Here is an 18,431-nt window from a genome sequence, read left to right as displayed (position 1 = left end):
GGGAGGGAGTCGTATGAGCGAGGCTAACGCAGCGACCTGGCGTGTACTGGCCGGCCAGGCTCGTGCAGGCGAGTTGTATCTCGACGATGAGAACGCCGCATATCTCTGCGCCAAGGCATGCGACGAGCGCCTCGCTGATTTGGGTAGGCTCCTCTTCTCGGCGCAGGGTGCTCAGAATGTCTCTGGCTTCGGCGATTTCACCATGGCAGAGGGCTTGGCGAAAAAGTTCCTGAAACAGGCGAGCGGTGAGCCACATTCGATCGACCAAGTCCTCCAAGAGCACATCGAGACCGTGAAGAACATGCGTGAGGTCATGGCGATCTCGTTCAAGCGGATCACCGGGCAGGACATCGAGAACGCGACGCAGTTCACGAACACCACCGAGCAGGTGCGCTGATGGGCAACCCGTTCGACTCTCTGCGAGTCTTCGATATGGGGGAACTCGGTTCGACGATGCTTCGCAACGTCACCAATTGGATATCGGGTGAGGAGTTGCAGCCGGACGTCGATGTGGCCGGGGTGCAGGACAAGTACAACCGGCAGCGCGACGGTGTGCGAGGCCGGGCCTCCGATGTCGGGTTCCAGGGCGAATTCCGGCCGAGGGAGGTCCTCGACGCGGATGAGTTCGAGCGGCACGATATCGCGACGCTGCGTGGCAAGGTCGATCAGATCGATTTGAAAGCGGTCGGTGACCTGGCGACCGCGTGGAACACCATCGCCGATCGGCACCAAACCTCTTTGGACACCTTTACGAAAGCCATGGCGCGGGCTACCGACGACAGTGTGTGGCGGGGTGAGGCGCGCAATGCCGCAGCGAGTGCGGTCGGCGACTATGCCGCACAAGGTGCCCAGGTTTCGAACGCGGCCCGGCTGACCGGCAACAAGCTGGCCGAATTGCTGACCGGGCTGGAGCCGACCAAGCAATTGGTCCCGCACGCGCCGGAACATCGCAGCGGAATCGGCAACGCTCTCGCCTTCGTCGCCGGGCGGGGATGGCGCAATGACGATGTCGCCGAGTACAACACGAAGACCGAGGCAGTTCGCGTGTTGAGAACCGTCTACGCTCCGGTCGTGATGGAGTCCGATACCAATGTGCCGGTGATTCCCCGTCCGGCGACCACCGCGAATCCGGGTGGCATCGGTGACGGCAGCGGCCCGCGAGGCACGAACACTGGCACCGGTAACCCGTCGGGAACTTCGTCGCCCAGCTCGGATCCCTCCGGTACGAACTCCACCGAGGACCCGACGACTCAGTCGAGCAACCAACCCTCGGACGACGCCTCGAAAACATCGGAGTCGACAAGTACCGACCCGGCGTCGACTACGCAGGACTCGACCACACCAGCTTCCACCACGCCCTCTTCGACAACGCCTGCCTCGACGACTCCTACGAGCACATCGCCGAGCAGTCCCGGCAGTCCGCACTCGAGCACACCCGGCAGTCCGGGAAGTCCGGCCGGTCCCGGTGCACCCGGTGTCTCGGTGCCGTCGAAAGGCACACCGAACAGCACCAACGCGGTTCCGGCCGCCGCGCGGACCGGCACCTCTCCCGGCCGCGCCGGTGCGAGCGGAATGGGCGGAATGGCTCCGGGTGCGCGCGGCGGCAAGTCCGACGAGGAATCCACCAAGGGCATTCCGGATTACCTGATCACTCAGGAACACGGCAATGAGCTCATCGGCCTGGACGAGTTGCCCGGGACGGTACCGCCGGTCATCGGGGACAACCCGCGATAAGGACGCCCATGCCCGAGGTGCAGAACTGGCGGTTCACCGCGCTCGAATTCCGGACGCTGTGGGAGTCCACCGGCCGGGACGTGCTGCCATATCCCTTGCAGCACCAGTACGTGACGGAATTTCGGTCGGAGAGTCTGCGGTTACGGCAGGCAGCGGCGCAGTCGTTGCGCCCACGCATCGATGACGAGTTGTTGCGGGCAGTGGAGGTGCTGCTGGCGCCGGAGGCCCGGGTGGAAGTGGCCGGGTTCGCCGGTAAGCGTCGCAACCGCAGGCTGCGGGCGCATGCGGGGGTGCACTACGAGCACGGCGCGGTCGCGGTGCAGGAACCGGGACCGGACCCCGAACACGGCGGTGACGTGGTGCTGACGCTGTTACCCGCCGGTGCGGTGGCGCGGGCCGTGGTCGACGTTTTCCCCGTCTGCGGCCCGGGGCAGGGGAAACAGTTGCAGGCTTCCGCGAAGGAGTTGGCGCGGCCGAGGCCGCCGGTCCGCGACGCTTGGCGACCGACGCCGCGGGAGGAGTTCGAGCGGTTCTTCACCCGGGCAATGACGTTGATCGGTCACGTCGGCGTTTACGCGATGGGTAGCGTCGACAACCGGCATACGCACGGCCGCAAAGATTTCCAGCTCAACGACGTCGAAAACGACGGCCGCTACGTCACTTTCGGCGCGGATCTGCTGACGATCAAACCCACCACCGCCGAGCGCGTCGCCGCCACCTTGCAGCAAATGATCAGCAGAACGGTCAAGGAAGTGCGCGACGGGGTCCACCTACCGTATTGACCGGAGTGGCCGGGCGCGCCCTCAGGACGAAGTCGGGACCCACGGTCCTGAATCGAGTCGGTGAGTCGATCACTGCCGGGTTGCACGACGAAACCGAACGTCCGCCCATCGTCCCGGTGCAGGCCGGGACCCGTTGCCGGACCCGGGATTTCACCTGGGCGACGGGCGGACGTTCGGTTGTGGGGTGGGCGGCTCCGCCGGAGGGGGCGGCGGAGATGACGCCCGTGTCCCGCGGGGTCCGGACCGCGGGACAGGCCGATCGGTCAGACGTTCGCGTAGGCCAGCGAGGGGACGCGCTGGATGGCGAACGAGGACCGCAGGTAGAACCACCAGGTGATGGCCGCCATCACCAGGAACGCACCGGCGTAGGCCCAGAACGCGGGGGCCATGCTGTGCAAGTGGGTGTTGGACAACCGCAGCGCCTGCTGCAACAGCCAGCCACCGGAGGCGCCGACCGCGCCGATGACGCCGATCGCCGCGCCCGCCTGACGTTTGGCCGAGGCGGCGGCTTCGGTGAGGTCGAGGCCGTGCTCGGCGGCGTACTTCTTGGACTCCGCGCTGAAGATGGTCGGGATCATCCGGTAGGTCGAGCCGTTGCCGATGCCGGTGAGCACGAACAGCAGCAGGAACGCGATCAGGTACAGCGGGAAGCTCTTCAGTTCCAGCCCGGCCATGATCAGCGCGACCGCGACCGCCATGCCGCCGAAGACGTACAGGGTGATCTTCGCGCCGCCGACCTTGTCCGACACCCAGCCGCCGAACGGACGGCTGAACGACCCGACCAGTGCGCCGAGGAACGCGAGGTTACCGAGCGTGGTGATCCAGCCGATCTTCGCCAGGTCCGGGAAGTTGGCCTTGATCAGGGTCGGGAAGGCGAAGGAGAAGCCGATGAACGAGCCGAAGGTGCCGATGTAGAGGATCGCCATCACCCAGGTGTGCCGGTTGGTGAGCGCGCGCCGGTAGGACTTCCCATCGGACTTGGCGGTGCCGATGCTGTCCATGTAACGCAGCGCGCCGAACGCGGCGGCCAGGATGAACGGCACCCAGACCAGCACCGAGAGCGTGATGCCGAAGCGATAGCCGCCCGGATCCTTGGCCATGATGTGCGTGCCGAGGGTGATCAGCAACGGCAGCACCAGCTGGGTCTGGGCGACGCCCAGGTTGCCGCCCGCCGCGTTGATGCCCAGCGCCGCACCCTTCTTGCCCTCGGGGAAGAAGAAGTTGATGTTGGCCATCGAGGAGGAGAAGTTGCCGCCTCCGACGCCCGCGAGCGCCGCGAGCAGCAGGAACACCCACATCGGCGTGCCCGGCTGGTTGACGAAGTAGGCCAGGCCGAGCGTGGGAAACAGCAGCATCCCCGCACTGAAGACGGTGAACGCCCGGCCGCCGAACCGGGGAACGGCGAAGGTGTACGGAATGCGCAGCGCGGCGCCGACCAGGGTGGGGGTGGAGGTCAGCAGCAGCGCGTTGCTCACCGCGGTGGGGTTGCCCTTGCCGAGCCCGGCGAGGAAGTCGAATCCGGCGGCGCCCATGCTGGTCACCACGGTGCCCCAGATGACCCAGATGCTGAAGCCGAGATTCTCGGCGAACACGGAGAAGATGAGATTCTTGCGCGCGGTTTTCGCACCGCCGGATGCCCAGAACGTCGGATTGTCGGGATCCCAGTGGTCGAGCCACCGGCCACGTTTCTGATATTCGAAAGTCGTTGGCTGCGACTGCTGGCCGGTGGCTGCTACGGCGGTCATCGGCTTCCTCTCGATTCGGCTCGACCGGCCCTCATCGCGGCGCAGTGCCGCCGGCGGCTGTCGAGTGCCTAGCTACGGTCGAGACAAAGGTATGAGCCGCTTGTTGCGTCCCCGTGGCCCTCGATGACGTTCCCGGCAAATCCGACTCACATTGCGCGGCCGGGAATGGTGACCACTTGGTTACCTGACGCCGTTTACCGCGCGTCCGGATATTCCGCGATGAGAGAGTTGAGGAAGCAGCGTGTCGCGGAGGCGGCCCGTTCGGGATCGCCGTCGATCACGGCGTGCACGAGCGCGGCGTGTTCGTCGGTATAGGAGTCATCCGATTTGGCGGTCCGCGCGCGGATCACCTGTTCGATGATGGGCAGCAGCGAATCGTAGAACTCGAGATACACCGCGTTGTGGCTCGCGACGACGATCGCGCGGTGCAACTGGACGTCCGCCTCGATCGCGGAGGCGGGGTCGTCTTCCCATTTCTTGTCGCGTTCGGCCAGCAGGCGCAGCAGGTTCGCGATGTCGGAGTCGTCGCGGCGGCGCGCGGCCAGGCCCGCGGCGGTGACGTCCAGCGCGAGGCGCAGCTCCAGCACGTCGCGTTCCTCGGCGTCGGCGAAATATTTGCCGAGAGTTCCGCCGAGGTCCGATGCGGCGATCACGTACGTTCCGGAACCTTGGCGACGCTCCAGCATGCCGGCGTGCACGAGGGCCTGGACGGCCTCGCGCACCGTGTTGCGGCCGGTGCCGGTGAGCTCGGTGAGCTCCGGCTCCGTGGGAATGCGGGAGCCGATCGGCCAACGGCCGGAACGGATTTCGGCACGCAGCTGCTCGGTGACCTGGGCGATGAGGCTGGTGCGCCGGACGGGTTGCACCTCGACAGAGTACCGCCCATCACAAATCGTTGCCGCACTTCATCCGGTCATCCTATGATTTCTCGGTGTCTGCGACCCTTCCCGAAACCGAGGCTCGCCAGGAATCCGTCCTGGTCGAGCGCCGTCGACGTGCGCTGATCGAGGGCCGGGCGCTGGTCCTGGCAGCCATCGTGATGTCGGCGCTCACCCTACGAGTCGCGGTCACCGCGTTCAGCCCGCTCGCCGAGCGGATCGGCGCCGAAATCGGTTACGGCACCGCCGTTGTCGGCGTCTTCGGGATGCTCCCCACCGCCATGTTCGCGCTGGCCGGGCTGCTCACCCCGGTCTTGGCGGTCCGGCTCGGGCTGGAGCGCACCGCGCTGACGGCCATGCTGATGGCGGGCGCGGGCATGTCGATCCGGGTGCTGATGTCGGGCACCGCCGAACTGCTGGTGTTCTCCGCGCTCGCCCTCGCGGGCATGGGTATCGGCAACGTGGTGATCCCGCCGCTGGTGAAGCGGTACTTCCCGGATCGCCTGGCCGGGATCAGCTCGCTGTACATAGTGATGGTGCAACTCGGCACGGTCGTGCCCGCCGTCACCGCGGTCCCGGTGGCGGACGCGCACGGCTGGCGCGTCTCGCTCGGCGTGTGGGGTCTGCTCGGCTTCGCCGCTGCGGTGCCGTGGGTGGCGGTGCTGCGCGGCCGTCGCGGGCACGACGGCGCGGACCGCACGGCCGTGCCGGTGCGGGAGCCGCACAGCGGGCGGGTGTGGCGTTCGCCGATCGCCTGGGGCATGGCGGGCATGTTCGGCATGACCTCGCTCACCACCTACGCGATGTTCGCCTGGTTGCCAAAGATCCTGAGCGAGGCCGGTGCGAGCGCGGCGTACGGCGGAGCCATGGTCGGTCTGTTCGCCGTGGTCGGCCTGGTCGCCGCGCTCAGCGCGCCGACCGTGGTGGCCCGATTCCGTAATCCGTTCCCCGTGGTGGTGGGTTGCGCGGCGCTGTTCTTCATCGCGTTCGCCGGGCTGCTGGTCGCGCCGATGGCGGCGCCGATCCTGTGGGTGGTCGTGCTCGGCCTCGGTCCGAGCACCTTCCCGATGGCGCTGACGCTGATCAACCTGCGCACCCGCACGCCTGCCGGGTCGGCCGCGCTGTCCGGCTTCACCCAGGGCGTCGGCTACGCGGTGGCCTGCGTGGGTCCGCTGTTGTTCGGCGTGCTGCACACGGCCACGGGCGGCTGGCTGGCTCCGTTCGCGATGCTCGGCGTCGCCGTGCTGGTGCTGCTGGCCGGTGCGTGGCAGGCGTGCAAGCCGCGCGTGCTCGAGGACACCTGGAATTGACGCGCGCGGCCGTCGGCCGGAAATCTCACAGTTCGGGTTGCGCGGCTGTGCGAACGGGGTCAGGATGGGCGCATTCGAATTGTGCGGAGTAGCGCGCGTCACACCTCACCGGTCGGCGAATTCGAGATAAGCCTTTTCGTGACGCACGGAAACTGTTGCGTCACATGCCTGAAACATTCGGTCGAAACTCACCTCCCGGAACCGGTAATCGTGAGCAACCGTTGATTTGACGGTCATTTCGCGCAGCATTTCGGCAATACCCATTTCCTACCGTGGGGCCAACCGACTTTGGGAGGCCCCGTTGAGCACGCTGACGCGTAACCGTCTGGAAGCGCTGGGACGGACGAAGATCCGCAGGCCGCATCTCGATCATTGGGATGCGGAGGACGTCGCCGCTTGGGAAGCGGGCGGCAAGGACATCGCCCGCCGCAACCTGATCTGGTCGGTCTTCGCCGAGCACGTCGGCTTCTCGGTCTGGTCGATCTGGTCGGTGATGGTGCTGTTCATGCCGACCGACAAGTTCGGCATCGACCCGGCGGGCAAGTTCTTCCTGGTCGCCATGCCGACCCTGGTCGGCGCGTTCCTGCGGATCCCGTACACCGTGGCGACCGCGCGCTTCGGCGGGCGTAACTGGACGGTCTTCAGCGCGGCGATGCTGCTGATCCCGACGCTGCTCACGCTGTACTTCGTCAACCAGCCCGGCACCTCGTACACGACGTTCCTCGTGATCGCCGCGTTCGCCGGCTTCGGCGGCGGCAACTTCGCCTCCTCGATGACCAACATCAACGCGTTCTACCCGCAGCGGCTCAAGGGCTGGGCGCTGGGCCTGAACGCGGGTGGCGGCAATATCGGCGTTCCGGTGATCCAGCTGATCGGCCTGCTGGTCATCGCGACCCTCGGCAATGGCTACGCCTCGCTGATCTGCGCGGTCTACCTGGTGCTCATCGCGATCGCCGGCCTGGGCGCCGCGCTGTTCATGGACAACCTGCCCAACCAGAAGGCCGACCTGTCCTACATGCTGACGGCGCTGAAGGTGCCGCAGTCCTGGGCCATCGCGTTCCTCTACATCGGCACCTTCGGCTCGTTCATCGGCTACAGCTTCGCCTTCGGCCAGATCCTGCAGATCAGCTTCCGCGCGGGCGGCGACACCGTCGCGCAGGCCACGCTGCACGCCGCGCAGATCGCGTTCATCGGCCCGCTGCTCGGCTCGCTGGCCCGGCCCTACGGCGGCAAGTGGGCCGACCGTATCGGCGGTAGCCGGGTCACCCTCTATGTCTTCGGCGCCATGATGGCGGCGGCCGTGCTGGTCACCGTGGCCAGCACGGCCGCCGACAACCACAACGGCGTGGCGGGCGGCGGTGTGATGACCGCCCTGGTCGTCGGCTTCATCGCCCTGTTCGTGCTCTCCGGCATCGGCAACGGGTCGGTCACCAAGATCATCCCGTCGGTGTTCGAGGCGAAATCCAAGAGCCTGGACGCCACGCCCGCCGCACGGGCGGCCTGGTCGCAGAACACGTCCGGCGCGCTCATCGGTTTCGTCGGCGCCATCGGCGCACTCGGCGGCGTGGGCATCAACCTGGTGCTGCGCACCTCCTACGCGTCCACCAAGTCCGCGACCACCGCGTTCTGGGTGTTCATGGCCTTCTACGTGGTCTGCGCCCTGGTGGTCTGGGCGGTGTTCCTGCGCCGTCCCAGCCTGCGCGGCCTGCCCGCCGATTCCGAGGTCGTGACCGAAGCCGAGACCTTCGTCCTCGAAGCCGAGGCCGGTCAGTCCCAGTCCCCGTCCGCCGGCTCGGCCCGCGCCTGACACCCGATCCAGTCCAGGAGGACCCACAGATGAACCCCACAGTCGCTCGCAAGACCGCGGTGGTCGTCGGCCACGGGATGGTCGGGCACCGGTTCGTCGAGGCGCTGCGCTCGCGCGACACCGAAGGCCAGTGGCAGGTGATCATCCTCAGCGAGGAGCAGTTGCCCGCCTACGACCGCGTCGGCCTGTCGTCCTACGTCGGCGCCTGGGACCCGAGCGCGCTCGCGCTGCCCGGCAACGAGTACGCCGGTGACGAACTGGTCGAGCTGCGGCTGGGCCAGAGCGCCGAGTCCATCGACCGGGCCGCGCGCAAGGTGACCACGTCCTCGGGCGACATCCTCGCCTACGACGCGCTCGTGCTGGCCACCGGTTCCTACCCGTTCGTGCCGCCGGTGCCCGGCCACGACAGCCCGGAATGCTTCGTCTATCGCACCCTCGACGACCTGGACGGTATCCGCGCGGCCGCCGAAGCCGCCGGTTCCGGCGCGGTGGGCGTGGTGGTCGGCGGCGGCTTGCTCGGTCTGGAGGCCGCGAACGCGCTGCGCCTGCTCGGGCTCACCCCGCACGTGGTGGAGTACAACACCCGGCTGATGCCCGCTCAGGTCGACGAGGGCGGCGGCGCCATCCTGGAGCGCCTGGTCACCGACCTCGGCTTGTACGTGCACACCGGTGTGGGCACCTCCTCGATCGAGGCGGCCGACAAGGGAGTGAAGGTCACCCTGTCCGACGAGACGGTGATCGATGCCGGGTTGGTCGTGTTCTCCGCCGGTGTCCGCCCGCGCGACCAGATCGCCCGCGACGCGGGCCTGGAGGTCGGTCCCCGCGGCGGCATCGTCACCGACCTGGGCCTGCAGACCTCCGACCCGAACATCTGGGCCATCGGCGAATGCGCCGCGGTGGAGGGCGTGTGCTACGGCCTCGTCGCGCCGGGGTACACCACCGCGGAGATCGTGGCCGACCGCCTGTTGGGCGGCGCGGGCGAGTTCCCCGGTGCGGACATGTCGACCAAGCTCAAGCTGCTCGGTGTCGACGTGGCCAGTTTCGGTGACGCGCACGGCGTCACCGAGGGCGCGCTGTCGGTGGTGCTGCACGACGCGGCCAAGGGCACCTACGCCAAGCTGGTCGTCTCCGATGACGCGAAGACCCTGCTCGGCGGCATCCTGGTCGGCGACGCCACCGCCTATTCGGCGCTGCGTCCGCTGGTCGGCCGCCCGCTGCCTGCCGAACCGGCCGCGCTGATCTCGCCCGCGGGCGCCGAACTCGGGGCCGACGCACTGCCCGACGACGCGCAGATCTGCTCCTGCAACAACGTGTCGAAGGGTGCGATCTGCGGGGCGATCGCGGAAGGCGCCTGCGACATCCCCGGGATCAAGAGCTGCACCAGCGCCGGAACCTCCTGCGGCGGTTGCGTTCCCATGCTCAAGAAGCTGCTCGAGCAGTCCGGCGTGGAGATGTCCAAGGCGCTGTGTGAGCACTTCGAGCAGTCGCGTGCGGAGTTGTTCCAGATCGTCCAGGTCACCGGCATCCGCACCTTCTCCGGCCTGATCACCAAGTACGGCAAGGGAACCGGCTGCGACATCTGCAAGCCGACCGTGGCGTCCATCCTCGCCTCCACCTCGAGCGACCACATCCTCGACGGCGAGCAGGCCGGGCTGCAGGACACCAACGACCACTTCCTGGCCAACCTGCAGAAGAACGGCACCTACTCGGTGGTGCCAAGGATGCCCGGCGGTGAGGTCACCGCCGAGCAGCTGATCACCATCGGCGAGGTGGCCAAGGAATTCGGCCTGTACGTGAAGGTCACCGGCGGTCAGCGCATCGACCTGTTCGGCGCGCGCGTCGAGCAGTTGCCGCTGATCTGGAAGCGGCTGGTGGACGCGGGCATGGAATCCGGTCACGCGTACGGCAAGTCGCTGCGCACGGTGAAGAGCTGCGTCGGCTCCACCTGGTGCCGCTACGGTCAGCAGGACTCGGTCGGCATGGCCGTGCTGCTGGAGAAGCGTTACCGCGGGCTGCGTTCGCCGCACAAACTGAAGCTGGCGGTCTCCGGTTGCGCCCGCGAATGCGCCGAGGCGCGCGGCAAGGACGTCGGCGTGATCGCCACGGAGAACGGCTGGAACCTCTACGTCGGCGGCAACGGCGGTCTCACCCCGAAGCACGCCGTCCTGCTGGCCGGTGAACTCGACGACGAGACGCTGATCAAGTACATCGACCGGTACCTGATGTTCTACATCCGCACCGCTGATCGTTTGCAGCGCACCGCTCCGTGGCAGGAGGCGCTGGAAGGCGGCATCGATTACCTCAAGCAGGTCATCTGCGAGGACAGCCTCGGCATCGCCGAGGATTTGGAGGCGGCGATGGCTCAGCACGTCGCCGGCTACCGCGACGAATGGGCCGCGGTGTTGGAAGACGAAGAGAAGCTGTCTCGCTTCGTGTCGTTCGTCAACGCCCCGGAGGAAGCCGATCCGACGATTTCCTTCGACGAATCCGGGGAGCGGAAAGTTCCCGTCCTGCTCGGACTGCCGGAAGTTCCGGTCGCCACGCAGGGGAAATGACCGCTTAACCGCATGGAAACAGAACGTCGGTACCAATGAGTAAGGCGTTTGGAGGATGACACCGATGACCGTGATCGATACCCCCGGCATCGCCGCAGCTACCACCACTGGGTGGACGCAGGCCTGCCGTCTCGACTACCTGATTCCCGGCCGCGGCGTTGCGGTGTTGCTCAAAGGTGGCCGACAGGCCGCCCTTTTCCTGCTGGAGAACGGCATGCTGTATGCCGTCGGCAATATCGATCCGATCGGCCGGGCGGCGGTCATGTCGCGCGGTATCGTCGGCGACCGCGGCGGGGCGCCCGTCGTGGCCTCGCCGCTGCTGAAGCAGGCCTTCTCCCTGGTCGACGGGCGTTGCCTGGACGACGAATCGGCGATGCTGCCGGTGTACGCGGTGCGCGTGGACGACGGCATCGTCTCGATTTCCAACGAGCCGGTGGCCACCGCGCTCGCGTCCTCGGATGGATGAACCCAATGACAACAGTTGACGCGGGCGCGAGCCTGGCCGGATTCACGGTGGGCATCACGGCGGCCCGTCGGGCGGAGGAATTCGCCACACTGCTGGAACGCCGGGGCGCGAACATCGTTTCCGCACCGGCAATCCGCATCATCCCGCTCGCCGACGACAACGAGCTGGAGCGGGTGACCCGGCAGTTGGTCGCCGATCCACCGCAGATCACCGTGGCCACCACGGGAATCGGCTTCCGTGGGTGGATGGAGGCCGCCGAGGGTTGGGGTCTCGCCGAGGACCTGCGCGCGACGCTGGGGACCACTCGGATGCTCGCCCGCGGCCCGAAGGCCAAGGGCGCTATCCGCGCCGCGGAACTGCGCGAAGAGTGGTCGCCGGCCTCCGAGTCGTCCGCCGAAGTGCTCGATCACCTGCTCGCCGAGGGCGTGGAAGGTGTTCGGATCGCCGTGCAGTTGCACGGGGCCACCACCGAGTGGGAGCCGGTGCCCGACTTCTGCGAGGTATTGCGTTGCGCGGGAGCGGATGTCGTTCCGGTGCCGGTGTACCGCTGGGTGCCGCCGGACGATCAGGGGCCGATGGACCACCTGATCGAGGCCATCGTCACTTCGGGCATGGACTGCGTCACCTTCACCAGCGCCCCCGCCGTGGCGTCGATGTTGATGCGCGCCAAGGAGACCGGGCTGCTGGAAGGGCTGCTGTACGCGCTGCGCGGCCGGGTGCTGCCCGCCTGCGTCGGCCCCATCACGGCCGCGCCGCTGGAGGAACTCGGGGTGCCCACCTCGATGCCGGGCCGAGCCAGGCTGGGGGCGCTGGCCCGCCACGTCGCCGAGGAACTGCCCAGGCGGGCCAACCGGATTCACGCCGCAGGCCACATCATCAGCGTGCGCGGCGCGTGCGTAGTGGTCGACGGTGAGGTGCGTCAGCTGGCGCCCGCGCCGATGGCACTGATGCGCTCGCTGGCCCGCCAGCCCGGCCGGGTCGTCTCGCGCGAGGACCTGCTGGCCGCGCTGCCCGGCGGCGGGGACGACACGCACGCGGTGGAGACCGCTATCGCCCGGCTGCGCGCCGGACTCGGCACGCCGAAAGCGATCCAGACCGTGGTCAAACGTGGGTATCGGCTCGCGCTGGACCCGGCGGAATGTATCGACAACAACCCACGGCCCACCGCGACAGGAGGACCACAGGTGCCCGGTGTCGGAATTCCGACCCGGGCACCTCGGTACATCCAGACTGCGGGGAGCTGGTGACCGCGCCCGCCCTGGTGCTCGTGGCCCACGGGACCCGCAGCACCAAGGGCGTGCAGATGATCGCGGCGCTCGCCGAGGCCGTGACGAAGGAGCTCGGTGCCGGGATTTCGGGGCCCGGCACCGAGACGCCCTGGGTGCGTACGGCATTCGTGGACGTCCTCGGTCCTTCGCCTTCGGAAGTGCTGCGCGATCTGGTGACCCCGGCCGGGGAATCCGTGCCCGCCGTGGTGGTTCCGGCGTTCCTGGCCTCGGGTTATCACGTCTACCAGGACGTGCCGCGCGAGGTCGCCGAGAGCGACCATCCCGCGGTGACGGTCACGCCCGCCATGGGACCGGATCCGGCGCTCGCGCGGATCATGGCGATGCGTCTGCGTGCCGCGGGTTGGCGTGAGGGTGACGCGGTGGTCTTCGCCGCCGCGGGCTCCTCGGACGCCCGGGCCCGCCAGGATGTCCGGCGCGCGGCCGCGCTGCTGGCCGAACACCTCGGCGTTCCGGTCCGTATCGGCTACGTCGCGACCGGTGCGCCGCGGGTGCCGGAGGTCGTCGCGGAACTGCGCGCGGCGGGGACGGACCGGGTGTTCGTCGCCTCCTATCTGCTCGCGCACGGTCTGTTCCAGCAGCGTCTGCACGAGGCGGGCGCGGACGGCGTCGCCGAACCCATCGGCGTGCACCCGGCGGTGGTCCGCTTGATCGCCGAGCGCTATCGGGTCGCAGCGGGCGAGTTGGTGCGGGCGCGGGTTCGCTGAGCATCGGCCGTCCACCGCGGAATCGGTGGCGCGAGGACGCGAGCTGGCGCGATCTATGCCGTTCGATCGATTCGAGTACCGGTAGTTGCCGCGCCGAAAAAGCAATGTTCGGCCTATCTCCTGGTAGCGGGCGATTCGTTGGGTCGGGCCAGCTGGAGTTCGCGGAACTGGACGTTTCCTGCTGGCGCAGGCGGTTCGCCGACGTTTCTGTTCCGGCTGGCGTGTGAGTATCCGAGCGTGGCGCGGGTGATCCGGCCGAGACCGGAGACGGTGGTGCGCCAGGTCGCACACCCATGCCCAGCAGGAACCCGTGACCGTCGGCGCACAAGGTCACGCCGAAGCAATGCGGCGAGCTGAACGCGCTGCCAACCGTTCCTCGCCACGATGGGCCGCGTGAACCGGCAGTTGCCGCTACTCTCCTCCACCGATCCGCAGATCCGGGACGAGTGGATCGGCAGCCTGTTCCGCGGCGAGCGCATAGGGTGGGCCGCGGCCGCGGGCGGCGATCGCGCAGGTCAAGCCTAGTTGCGCGGTGGCGTGGCCATCGAGCCCAGAAAATCTCGAGAAATTGGTCCGCCTCGGATGTCGAGAACGTCCGGTCGGCTCCGTCCCAGGGATACGAGCGGCTACGGACATGTCGCTCGACCACCCCGACGTAGGAGCGATCACCATGCGAGCGACCGAGATCACCGAGATCCTGAACCGTCCGATCAGCCAGGAGCTGCTGGCCCGCGACCTGACCCGGCTGGCCTATGTCGCCACGGATGGCACACCGCGCAGCATCCCGATCGGCTTCACCTGGAACGGCTCGGAGATCGTGCTGTGCACCACGAAGAACGCCCCCAAGTTGTTCGCACTGCGCAAGAACCCGATGGTTGCCCTGACCATCGACACCGAGGTCCACCCGCCCAAGCTGCTGCTCATCCGCGGGCGCGCTGAGCTCGACGTCGTCGACGGCATCCCGGACGAGTATCTCCAGATGAACGGCAGCTACGAGATGACACCCGAGCAGCGCGTCGAGTGGGAGGCCGAGGTCCGCTCGCTCTACGACGGCATGGTCCGGATCGTCGTCACCCCGACTTGGGCGAAACTCATCGACTTCGAAACAACACTGCCCAGCCCGGTAGAGGAGTTGATTCGGCAACGGGCCGAACGTCAGCATGCCTGAGAGCGACGCGGCAAGAATGGGCCCTACCGATCCAAGGAGAAGATGATGGCCAAGTATCTGCTGCTCAAGCACTACCGAGGCGCACCGGCATCGGTCAACGACGTGCGGATGGACCAGTGGACCCCGGAAGAACTCGCGGCCCACGTCCAGTACATGCAGGACTTCGCCGCGCGGCTCGAGGCCACCGGCGAGTTCGTCGACAGTCAAGCGCTCTCCCCGCAGGGCACGTTCGTCCGCTCGGACGGCGAGGGCCGCCCGCCGGTCACCGATGGACCGTTCGCCGAGACGAAGGACCTGATCGCCGGCTGGATGGTGATCGACGTCGAGACCTACGAGCGCGCCATCGAGCTGGCCGCGGAGCTGTCCGCCGCACCCGGTGCGGGCGGGAAGCCGGTCCAGGAGTGGCTCGAGGTGCGGCCGTTCCTCACCGCGCTGCCCACGGTCACCGAGTGAACGAGTCGCTGCTGCGGGAACTCGTGCCCGCGGTGATCGGTGTCCTCGTCCGGCGCGGAGCCGACTTCGCGTCGGCCGAGGACGCCGTGCAGGAGGCGCTGATCCGCGCGCTGCGAAGCTGGCCCGACGATCCACCGCGCGATGCGAAAGCTTGGCTCGTCGCGGCCGCCTGGCACAAGTTCCTCGATGTCGCCCGGACCGAAACGTCGCGGCGCGGGCGGGAACTCGCCGTGGAGGTCGAGCCGCCGACCGGCCCGGTGCCGGGCACGGACGACTCACTGTGGCTCTACTTCCTGTGCGCGCACCCGTCGCTGTCGCCCGGCTCGGCCGTCGCGTTGACGCTGCGCGCGGTCGGCGGCCTGACGACGCGGCAGATCGCGACGGCCTACCTGGTGCCCGAAGCGACCATGGCACAACGGATCAGCCGGGCCAAGCGGCGTCTCGCTGGGCTGCCGCTCGATCGACCCGGCGACCTGGCGACGGTGCTGCGCGTCCTCTACCTCGTCTTCAACGAGGGTTACGGCGGGGACGTCGATCTGGCAGCCGAAGCGATCCGCCTCACCCGTCAGCTGGCAGGCTCCACCGACGAGCCCGAGGTCGCGGGCCTGTTGGCGCTCATGCTGCTGCACCATGCCCGCCGCGCGTCTCGCCTCGGCCCTGGCGGTCGCCTGGTGCCGCTCGGTGCACAGGACCGATCACGTTGGGACACCGGCCTGATCGCCGAAGGAGTGACGATTCTGCAAGCCGCGCTGGCTCGCGACCGCTTGGGCGAATACCAAGCGCAGGCCGCGATCGCCGCCCTGCACGCGGATGCGCCGAGCGCCGCCGAGACGGACTGGGTGCAGATCGTGGAGTGGTACGACGAACTACTGCACCTCACGGGTAGCCCGGTGGTGCGACTCAACCGCGCGGTCGCCGTCGGCGAGGCCGACGGACCGCAAGCCGGCTTGGCAGAGCTGAGCGAGGTGGATTCCGATCTGCCCCGGTACACCGCCGTTCGCGCCTATCTCCTCGAACGCGCCGGCGACCTCGAGCAGGCCGCCGAGCTGTACGCCGAGGCATCCCGAGCAGCCACCAGCGCGCCGGAACGCGACCACCTCACCCGTGAGGCGGCGCGGGTGAGGCAGTCACTGCGTTCGTGAGCACGGGTTGCTCACCCACACGGAGTCTGCTCCCCTCGCTGCTGTCATCGGGAGTCTCCGAACCTGTGGGGTATGCCACTACAACTCATATACCCCCATGGGTATAGTCGGTTATGCCCCCAGGGGTATGTCGGAGCAGGTTGAGTGCTGCGATTCGTACAGCAGGGAAAGGGAGCGCCGATGCGGCCGACGACATTCATGGGGCAGGACCGGGTCGACGCCGGCAAGTCGGTGCGGCCCGGCGGCCTGCTGGCGCGATGGGGCGCGATGATGGCAGGGCGGGCCCGGATCGTGTTCGCGGTGTGGCTGTTGTCGCTGGTGGCGCTCGGGGCGGCGGCGCCCGGCGTGTTCACCTCGCTGGCCGGAGCCGGATGGCAGGCCGATGGTTCGGAGTCGGTGCGGGTCCGTGAGCTGGCCCAGCAACACTTCGGCGGGAATTCGTCGGCGGCGGTGCAGGTAGTGGTGCATTCCGACACCGAGACCGTCGCCGATCCGACGATGCGGCAGACATTGGGCCGGATCTCGGCGATCTTCGCGGACGATTCCCGCTTCGGCGCCGTCGTCCCGCCGCAGCCGGGCATGACGATCAGCCCGGACGGCCACACCGGCATCCTGATCGCGGGTGCGAACGCCCCCACCGACGACATGGTGAAGGCCGTCGACGAGCACAAGGCGGCGCTGACCGCGCTGTCCGGGGACGGAGTCGAGGTCTATCCCACCGGTGCGTCGGCGTTGTGGAGCGATTTCAACAGGGCCAACCACGAGGCGATGCTCGAGGCCGAGCTGTTCTCCTGGCCGGTCACGCTGGCGATCATGGTGCTGGCCTTCGGCTCGCTGGTCGCTGCCGGGCTTCCGCTGCTGCTGACGGTGGCCGGGCTGGTCGCCTCGGCCGGTGGTCTGGTGCTGCTCAACCACCTCACGCCGATCTCGGTGTGGGCGATGAACTTCGCCATGATGTTCGCTCTCGCGTTGGGCATCGACTACGCGCTGTTCTTGGTCGCCCGCTTCCGTGACGCGCTCACCAAGTCCGCCGATTCCCGTTCGGCGGTGGCCGAGACCATGGCCACCGCGGGCAAGGCTGTCGTGCTCTCCGGGTTGACCGTGCTGGTCAGCCTGTCGGCGGTGCTGCTGGTTCCGGCGCCCGCGGTGCGCACCATGGCCGTGGGAATCATGCTCGCGGTGGTGTTCGTGCTCGCCGCCACGCTGACGTTGCTGCCTGCGGCGCTGGGCGCGCTGGGTGGCCGGATCAACGCCGCGGCACTGCCGTACGCGACCCGTCAGCAGCATCGCTCGCCGCAGTTCGCCCGCTGGGGGCAGCTACTGCACGATCACCCGTGGCCGTTCGCGCTCGCGGGGCTCGGTGTGCTGGCGGCGCTGGCGTTGCCTGCCACCGGATTGCAGGTCGCGATGCCCTCGATCCAGGTCGTGCCCGCCGACGCGCCCGTGCGCCAGGGCTACGAACTGGTCCAGCGTCAACTCGGCGAGGGCGCGCCGGGCGCATTGCAGATCGTCGTCCCCGAGGCCGAAGCCGCCCGCACCGCCGAGTCGGCAGCCACGACCGACGGCATCGCTACAGTCACGCCGCCCGCGCCCGCCGCGGATGATTCCGGCCTGGTCATGATGCAGGCGCTGCCCGCCGTCGATCCTTCCGACGACCGGCTGGGCGGCATCCTCGACGACCTGCGTGAGCGACTGCCTGCCGATGCCCTCGTCGGCGGCGCACCGGCGGAAAACCTCGACTTGCAACAGGCGCTCGACGACTATCTGCCGATCGTCGTCGGGGTGATCCTCGTCCTGGGCTTCGTCCTGCTGTTGGTGGCGTTGCAAGCGCCGCTCATCGCCGCGCTGGGCACCTTGGTCAGCCTTTTGTCGACCGCGGCCGCGTTCGGTGTGGCGAAGCTGATCTTCCAGGACGGTCACGGCGCGGGCCTGCTCGGCTTCGGTCCGCAGGGATTCCTCGACGGTTGGGGACCGGTGTTCTTCTTCGCGATGATCTTCGCCATCGCCATGGACTACACCGTGTTCCTGTTGGCCACGGCCAAGGAGCACTACGAGCGCTCGCGAGATCCCCGGACGGCGGGCATCGACGGGCTGGCCCACTCCGGCCGGGTCATCTTCGCCGCAGCGGCGGTCATGGTCGCGGTGTTCTTCACCTTCGCGCTGGCCGATCCGCTTCCGCCGAAAGAGATGGGCATCATCCTCGGCGTCGCGGTGCTGCTGGACGCGGTGGTGGTGCGCTTGGTGTTGCTGCCGGTCGCGCTGCGCTTGACCGGTAGGGCCGCGTGGTGGTCCCCGGCTCGGCTGCGCCGGATTCTGCCCACCGTCAGTTTCGCCCACGAGCGGACAGGGTCGGCGGATGATACCCCAAGGGGTATTGTGAAGACTAAGTGAGAGAAGG

The 18,431-nt window shown here is 68.2% G+C and carries 17 protein-coding genes; 14 read left to right on the top strand and 3 right to left on the bottom strand.

What is annotated here, in order from left to right; genetic code table 11:
* Window positions 1–13 precede the first annotated feature (13 nt).
* Genes ACL03I_RS27890 through ACL03I_RS27880 form a run of 3 tightly spaced genes read left to right on the top strand, consistent with a single transcriptional unit; the run spans window position 14 to window position 2,516 of the window.
* Window positions 14–397 (top strand): hypothetical protein, encoded by a 384-nt coding sequence (locus tag ACL03I_RS27890; protein WP_412807329.1) that lies wholly within the window; start codon window positions 14–16, stop codon window positions 395–397.
* Window positions 397–1,734: a hypothetical protein gene (locus ACL03I_RS27885; protein WP_412807328.1), complete on the top strand. Its 1,338-nt coding sequence runs from the start codon at window positions 397–399 to the stop codon at window positions 1,732–1,734. The genes ACL03I_RS27890 and ACL03I_RS27885 overlap by 1 nt, the downstream gene beginning before the upstream one ends.
* Before the next feature lie 8 nt (window positions 1,735–1,742).
* The gene (locus tag ACL03I_RS27880) at window positions 1,743–2,516 is read left to right on the top strand and encodes an ESX secretion-associated protein EspG (RefSeq protein ID WP_355079821.1); all 774 of its coding nucleotides are present in this window, start codon (window positions 1,743–1,745) and stop codon (window positions 2,514–2,516) included.
* Window positions 2,517–2,779: 263 nt separating this feature from the next.
* Here the strand turns inward: ACL03I_RS27880 and ACL03I_RS27875 are convergent, their stop codons facing one another.
* Both ACL03I_RS27875 and ACL03I_RS27870 read right to left on the bottom strand, forming a co-directional pair.
* Entirely contained in the window at window positions 2,780–4,261 is a 1,482-nt protein-coding gene (locus ACL03I_RS27875; RefSeq protein ID WP_355079817.1) for a nitrate/nitrite transporter, read from the bottom strand.
* Between the two features lie 194 nt (window positions 4,262–4,455).
* Window positions 4,456–5,127 carry a FadR/GntR family transcriptional regulator gene (locus ACL03I_RS27870; protein WP_355079815.1) on the bottom strand — a complete coding sequence of 224 codons (672 nt, stop codon included), beginning with the start codon at window positions 5,125–5,127 and terminating at the stop codon, window positions 4,456–4,458.
* A 65-nt stretch (window positions 5,128–5,192) separates the two neighbouring features.
* On the opposite strand from ACL03I_RS27870, the gene ACL03I_RS27865 reads away from it, so the two are divergent.
* Window positions 5,193–6,449, top strand: a complete 1,257-nt coding sequence (locus tag ACL03I_RS27865) for an MFS transporter (RefSeq protein ID WP_412807327.1) — start codon at window positions 5,193–5,195, stop codon at window positions 6,447–6,449.
* A gap of 105 nt (window positions 6,450–6,554) precedes the next feature.
* Here the strand turns inward: ACL03I_RS27865 and ACL03I_RS27860 are convergent, their stop codons facing one another.
* Window positions 6,555–6,713: a hypothetical protein gene (locus tag ACL03I_RS27860; RefSeq protein WP_412807326.1), complete on the bottom strand. Its 159-nt coding sequence runs from the start codon at window positions 6,711–6,713 to the stop codon at window positions 6,555–6,557.
* Between the two features lie 85 nt (window positions 6,714–6,798).
* On the opposite strand from ACL03I_RS27860, the gene ACL03I_RS27855 reads away from it, so the two are divergent.
* The 10 genes from ACL03I_RS27855 to ACL03I_RS27810 all read left to right on the top strand — a co-directional run bounded on the left by ACL03I_RS27855 (window position 6,799) and on the right by ACL03I_RS27810 (window position 18,424).
* The gene (locus tag ACL03I_RS27855; protein ID WP_412807347.1) at window positions 6,799–8,256 is read left to right on the top strand and encodes a nitrate/nitrite transporter; all 1,458 of its coding nucleotides are present in this window, start codon (window positions 6,799–6,801) and stop codon (window positions 8,254–8,256) included.
* A gap of 29 nt (window positions 8,257–8,285) precedes the next feature.
* Window positions 8,286–10,811: a nitrite reductase large subunit NirB gene (gene nirB, locus ACL03I_RS27850; protein ID WP_355079809.1), complete on the top strand. Its 2,526-nt coding sequence runs from the start codon at window positions 8,286–8,288 to the stop codon at window positions 10,809–10,811.
* 64 nt (window positions 10,812–10,875) lie between these two features.
* A complete protein-coding gene (gene nirD / locus ACL03I_RS27845) occupies window positions 10,876–11,277 on the top strand; it encodes a nitrite reductase small subunit NirD (protein WP_355079807.1) in 402 nt (133 codons plus the stop codon).
* Between the two features lie 5 nt (window positions 11,278–11,282).
* The gene (locus ACL03I_RS27840) at window positions 11,283–12,524 is read left to right on the top strand and encodes a uroporphyrinogen-III synthase (protein ID WP_355079805.1); all 1,242 of its coding nucleotides are present in this window, start codon (window positions 11,283–11,285) and stop codon (window positions 12,522–12,524) included.
* On the top strand, window positions 12,521–13,270 hold the full coding sequence (locus ACL03I_RS27835; RefSeq protein WP_364437637.1) for a sirohydrochlorin chelatase: 750 nt from the start codon (window positions 12,521–12,523) through the stop codon (window positions 13,268–13,270). The genes ACL03I_RS27840 and ACL03I_RS27835 overlap by 4 nt, the downstream gene beginning before the upstream one ends.
* A 393-nt stretch (window positions 13,271–13,663) precedes the next feature.
* Window positions 13,664–13,795, top strand: a complete 132-nt coding sequence (locus tag ACL03I_RS27830) for a hypothetical protein (RefSeq protein WP_412807325.1) — start codon at window positions 13,664–13,666, stop codon at window positions 13,793–13,795.
* 145 nt (window positions 13,796–13,940) lie between these two features.
* Entirely contained in the window at window positions 13,941–14,438 is a 498-nt protein-coding gene (locus ACL03I_RS27825; protein WP_355079802.1) for a pyridoxamine 5'-phosphate oxidase family protein, read from the top strand.
* 45 nt (window positions 14,439–14,483) lie between these two features.
* Window positions 14,484–14,891, top strand: a complete 408-nt coding sequence (locus ACL03I_RS27820) for a YciI family protein (protein WP_355079800.1) — start codon at window positions 14,484–14,486, stop codon at window positions 14,889–14,891.
* Window positions 14,888–16,033 (top strand): RNA polymerase sigma factor, encoded by a 1,146-nt coding sequence (locus ACL03I_RS27815; RefSeq protein ID WP_355079798.1) that lies wholly within the window; start codon window positions 14,888–14,890, stop codon window positions 16,031–16,033. Before ACL03I_RS27820 ends, ACL03I_RS27815 begins: the two co-directional genes overlap by 4 nt.
* 198 nt (window positions 16,034–16,231) lie before the next feature.
* Window positions 16,232–18,424 carry an MMPL family transporter gene (locus ACL03I_RS27810; protein ID WP_412807346.1) on the top strand — a complete coding sequence of 731 codons (2,193 nt, stop codon included), beginning with the start codon at window positions 16,232–16,234 and terminating at the stop codon, window positions 18,422–18,424.
* Window positions 18,425–18,431: the final 7 nt, after the last annotated feature.

Origin of the sequence: Nocardia sichangensis, assembly GCF_047200615.1 — a bacterium.
GTDB classification, from domain to species: domain Bacteria; phylum Actinomycetota; class Actinomycetes; order Mycobacteriales; family Mycobacteriaceae; genus Nocardia; species Nocardia sichangensis.
Note: the sequence above shows the minus strand (reverse complement) of the source record. Positions and strands in the feature narration are given on the sequence as shown.

Excerpts from the sequence above, each read along its gene's own strand:
- ACL03I_RS27860 (WP_412807326.1), bottom strand. The coding sequence starts at position 6,713 with ATGGGTATTGCCGAAATGCTGCGCGAAATGACCGTCAAATCAACGGTT.
- ACL03I_RS27825 (WP_355079802.1), top strand. The coding sequence starts at position 13,941 with ATGCGAGCGACCGAGATCACCGAGATCCTGAACCGTCCGATCAGCCAG.
- ACL03I_RS27890 (WP_412807329.1), top strand. The coding sequence starts at position 14 with ATGAGCGAGGCTAACGCAGCGACCTGGCGTGTACTGGCCGGCCAGGCT.
- ACL03I_RS27875 (WP_355079817.1), bottom strand. The coding sequence starts at position 4,261 with ATGACCGCCGTAGCAGCCACCGGCCAGCAGTCGCAGCCAACGACTTTC.
- ACL03I_RS27810 (WP_412807346.1), top strand. The coding sequence starts at position 16,232 with ATGGGGCAGGACCGGGTCGACGCCGGCAAGTCGGTGCGGCCCGGCGGC.
- ACL03I_RS27885 (WP_412807328.1), top strand. The coding sequence starts at position 397 with ATGGGCAACCCGTTCGACTCTCTGCGAGTCTTCGATATGGGGGAACTC.
- ACL03I_RS27880 (WP_355079821.1), top strand. The coding sequence starts at position 1,743 with ATGCCCGAGGTGCAGAACTGGCGGTTCACCGCGCTCGAATTCCGGACG.
- nirD (WP_355079807.1), top strand. The coding sequence starts at position 10,876 with ATGACCGTGATCGATACCCCCGGCATCGCCGCAGCTACCACCACTGGG.
- ACL03I_RS27840 (WP_355079805.1), top strand. The coding sequence starts at position 11,283 with ATGACAACAGTTGACGCGGGCGCGAGCCTGGCCGGATTCACGGTGGGC.
- ACL03I_RS27820 (WP_355079800.1), top strand. The coding sequence starts at position 14,484 with ATGGCCAAGTATCTGCTGCTCAAGCACTACCGAGGCGCACCGGCATCG.
- nirB (WP_355079809.1), top strand. The coding sequence starts at position 8,286 with ATGAACCCCACAGTCGCTCGCAAGACCGCGGTGGTCGTCGGCCACGGG.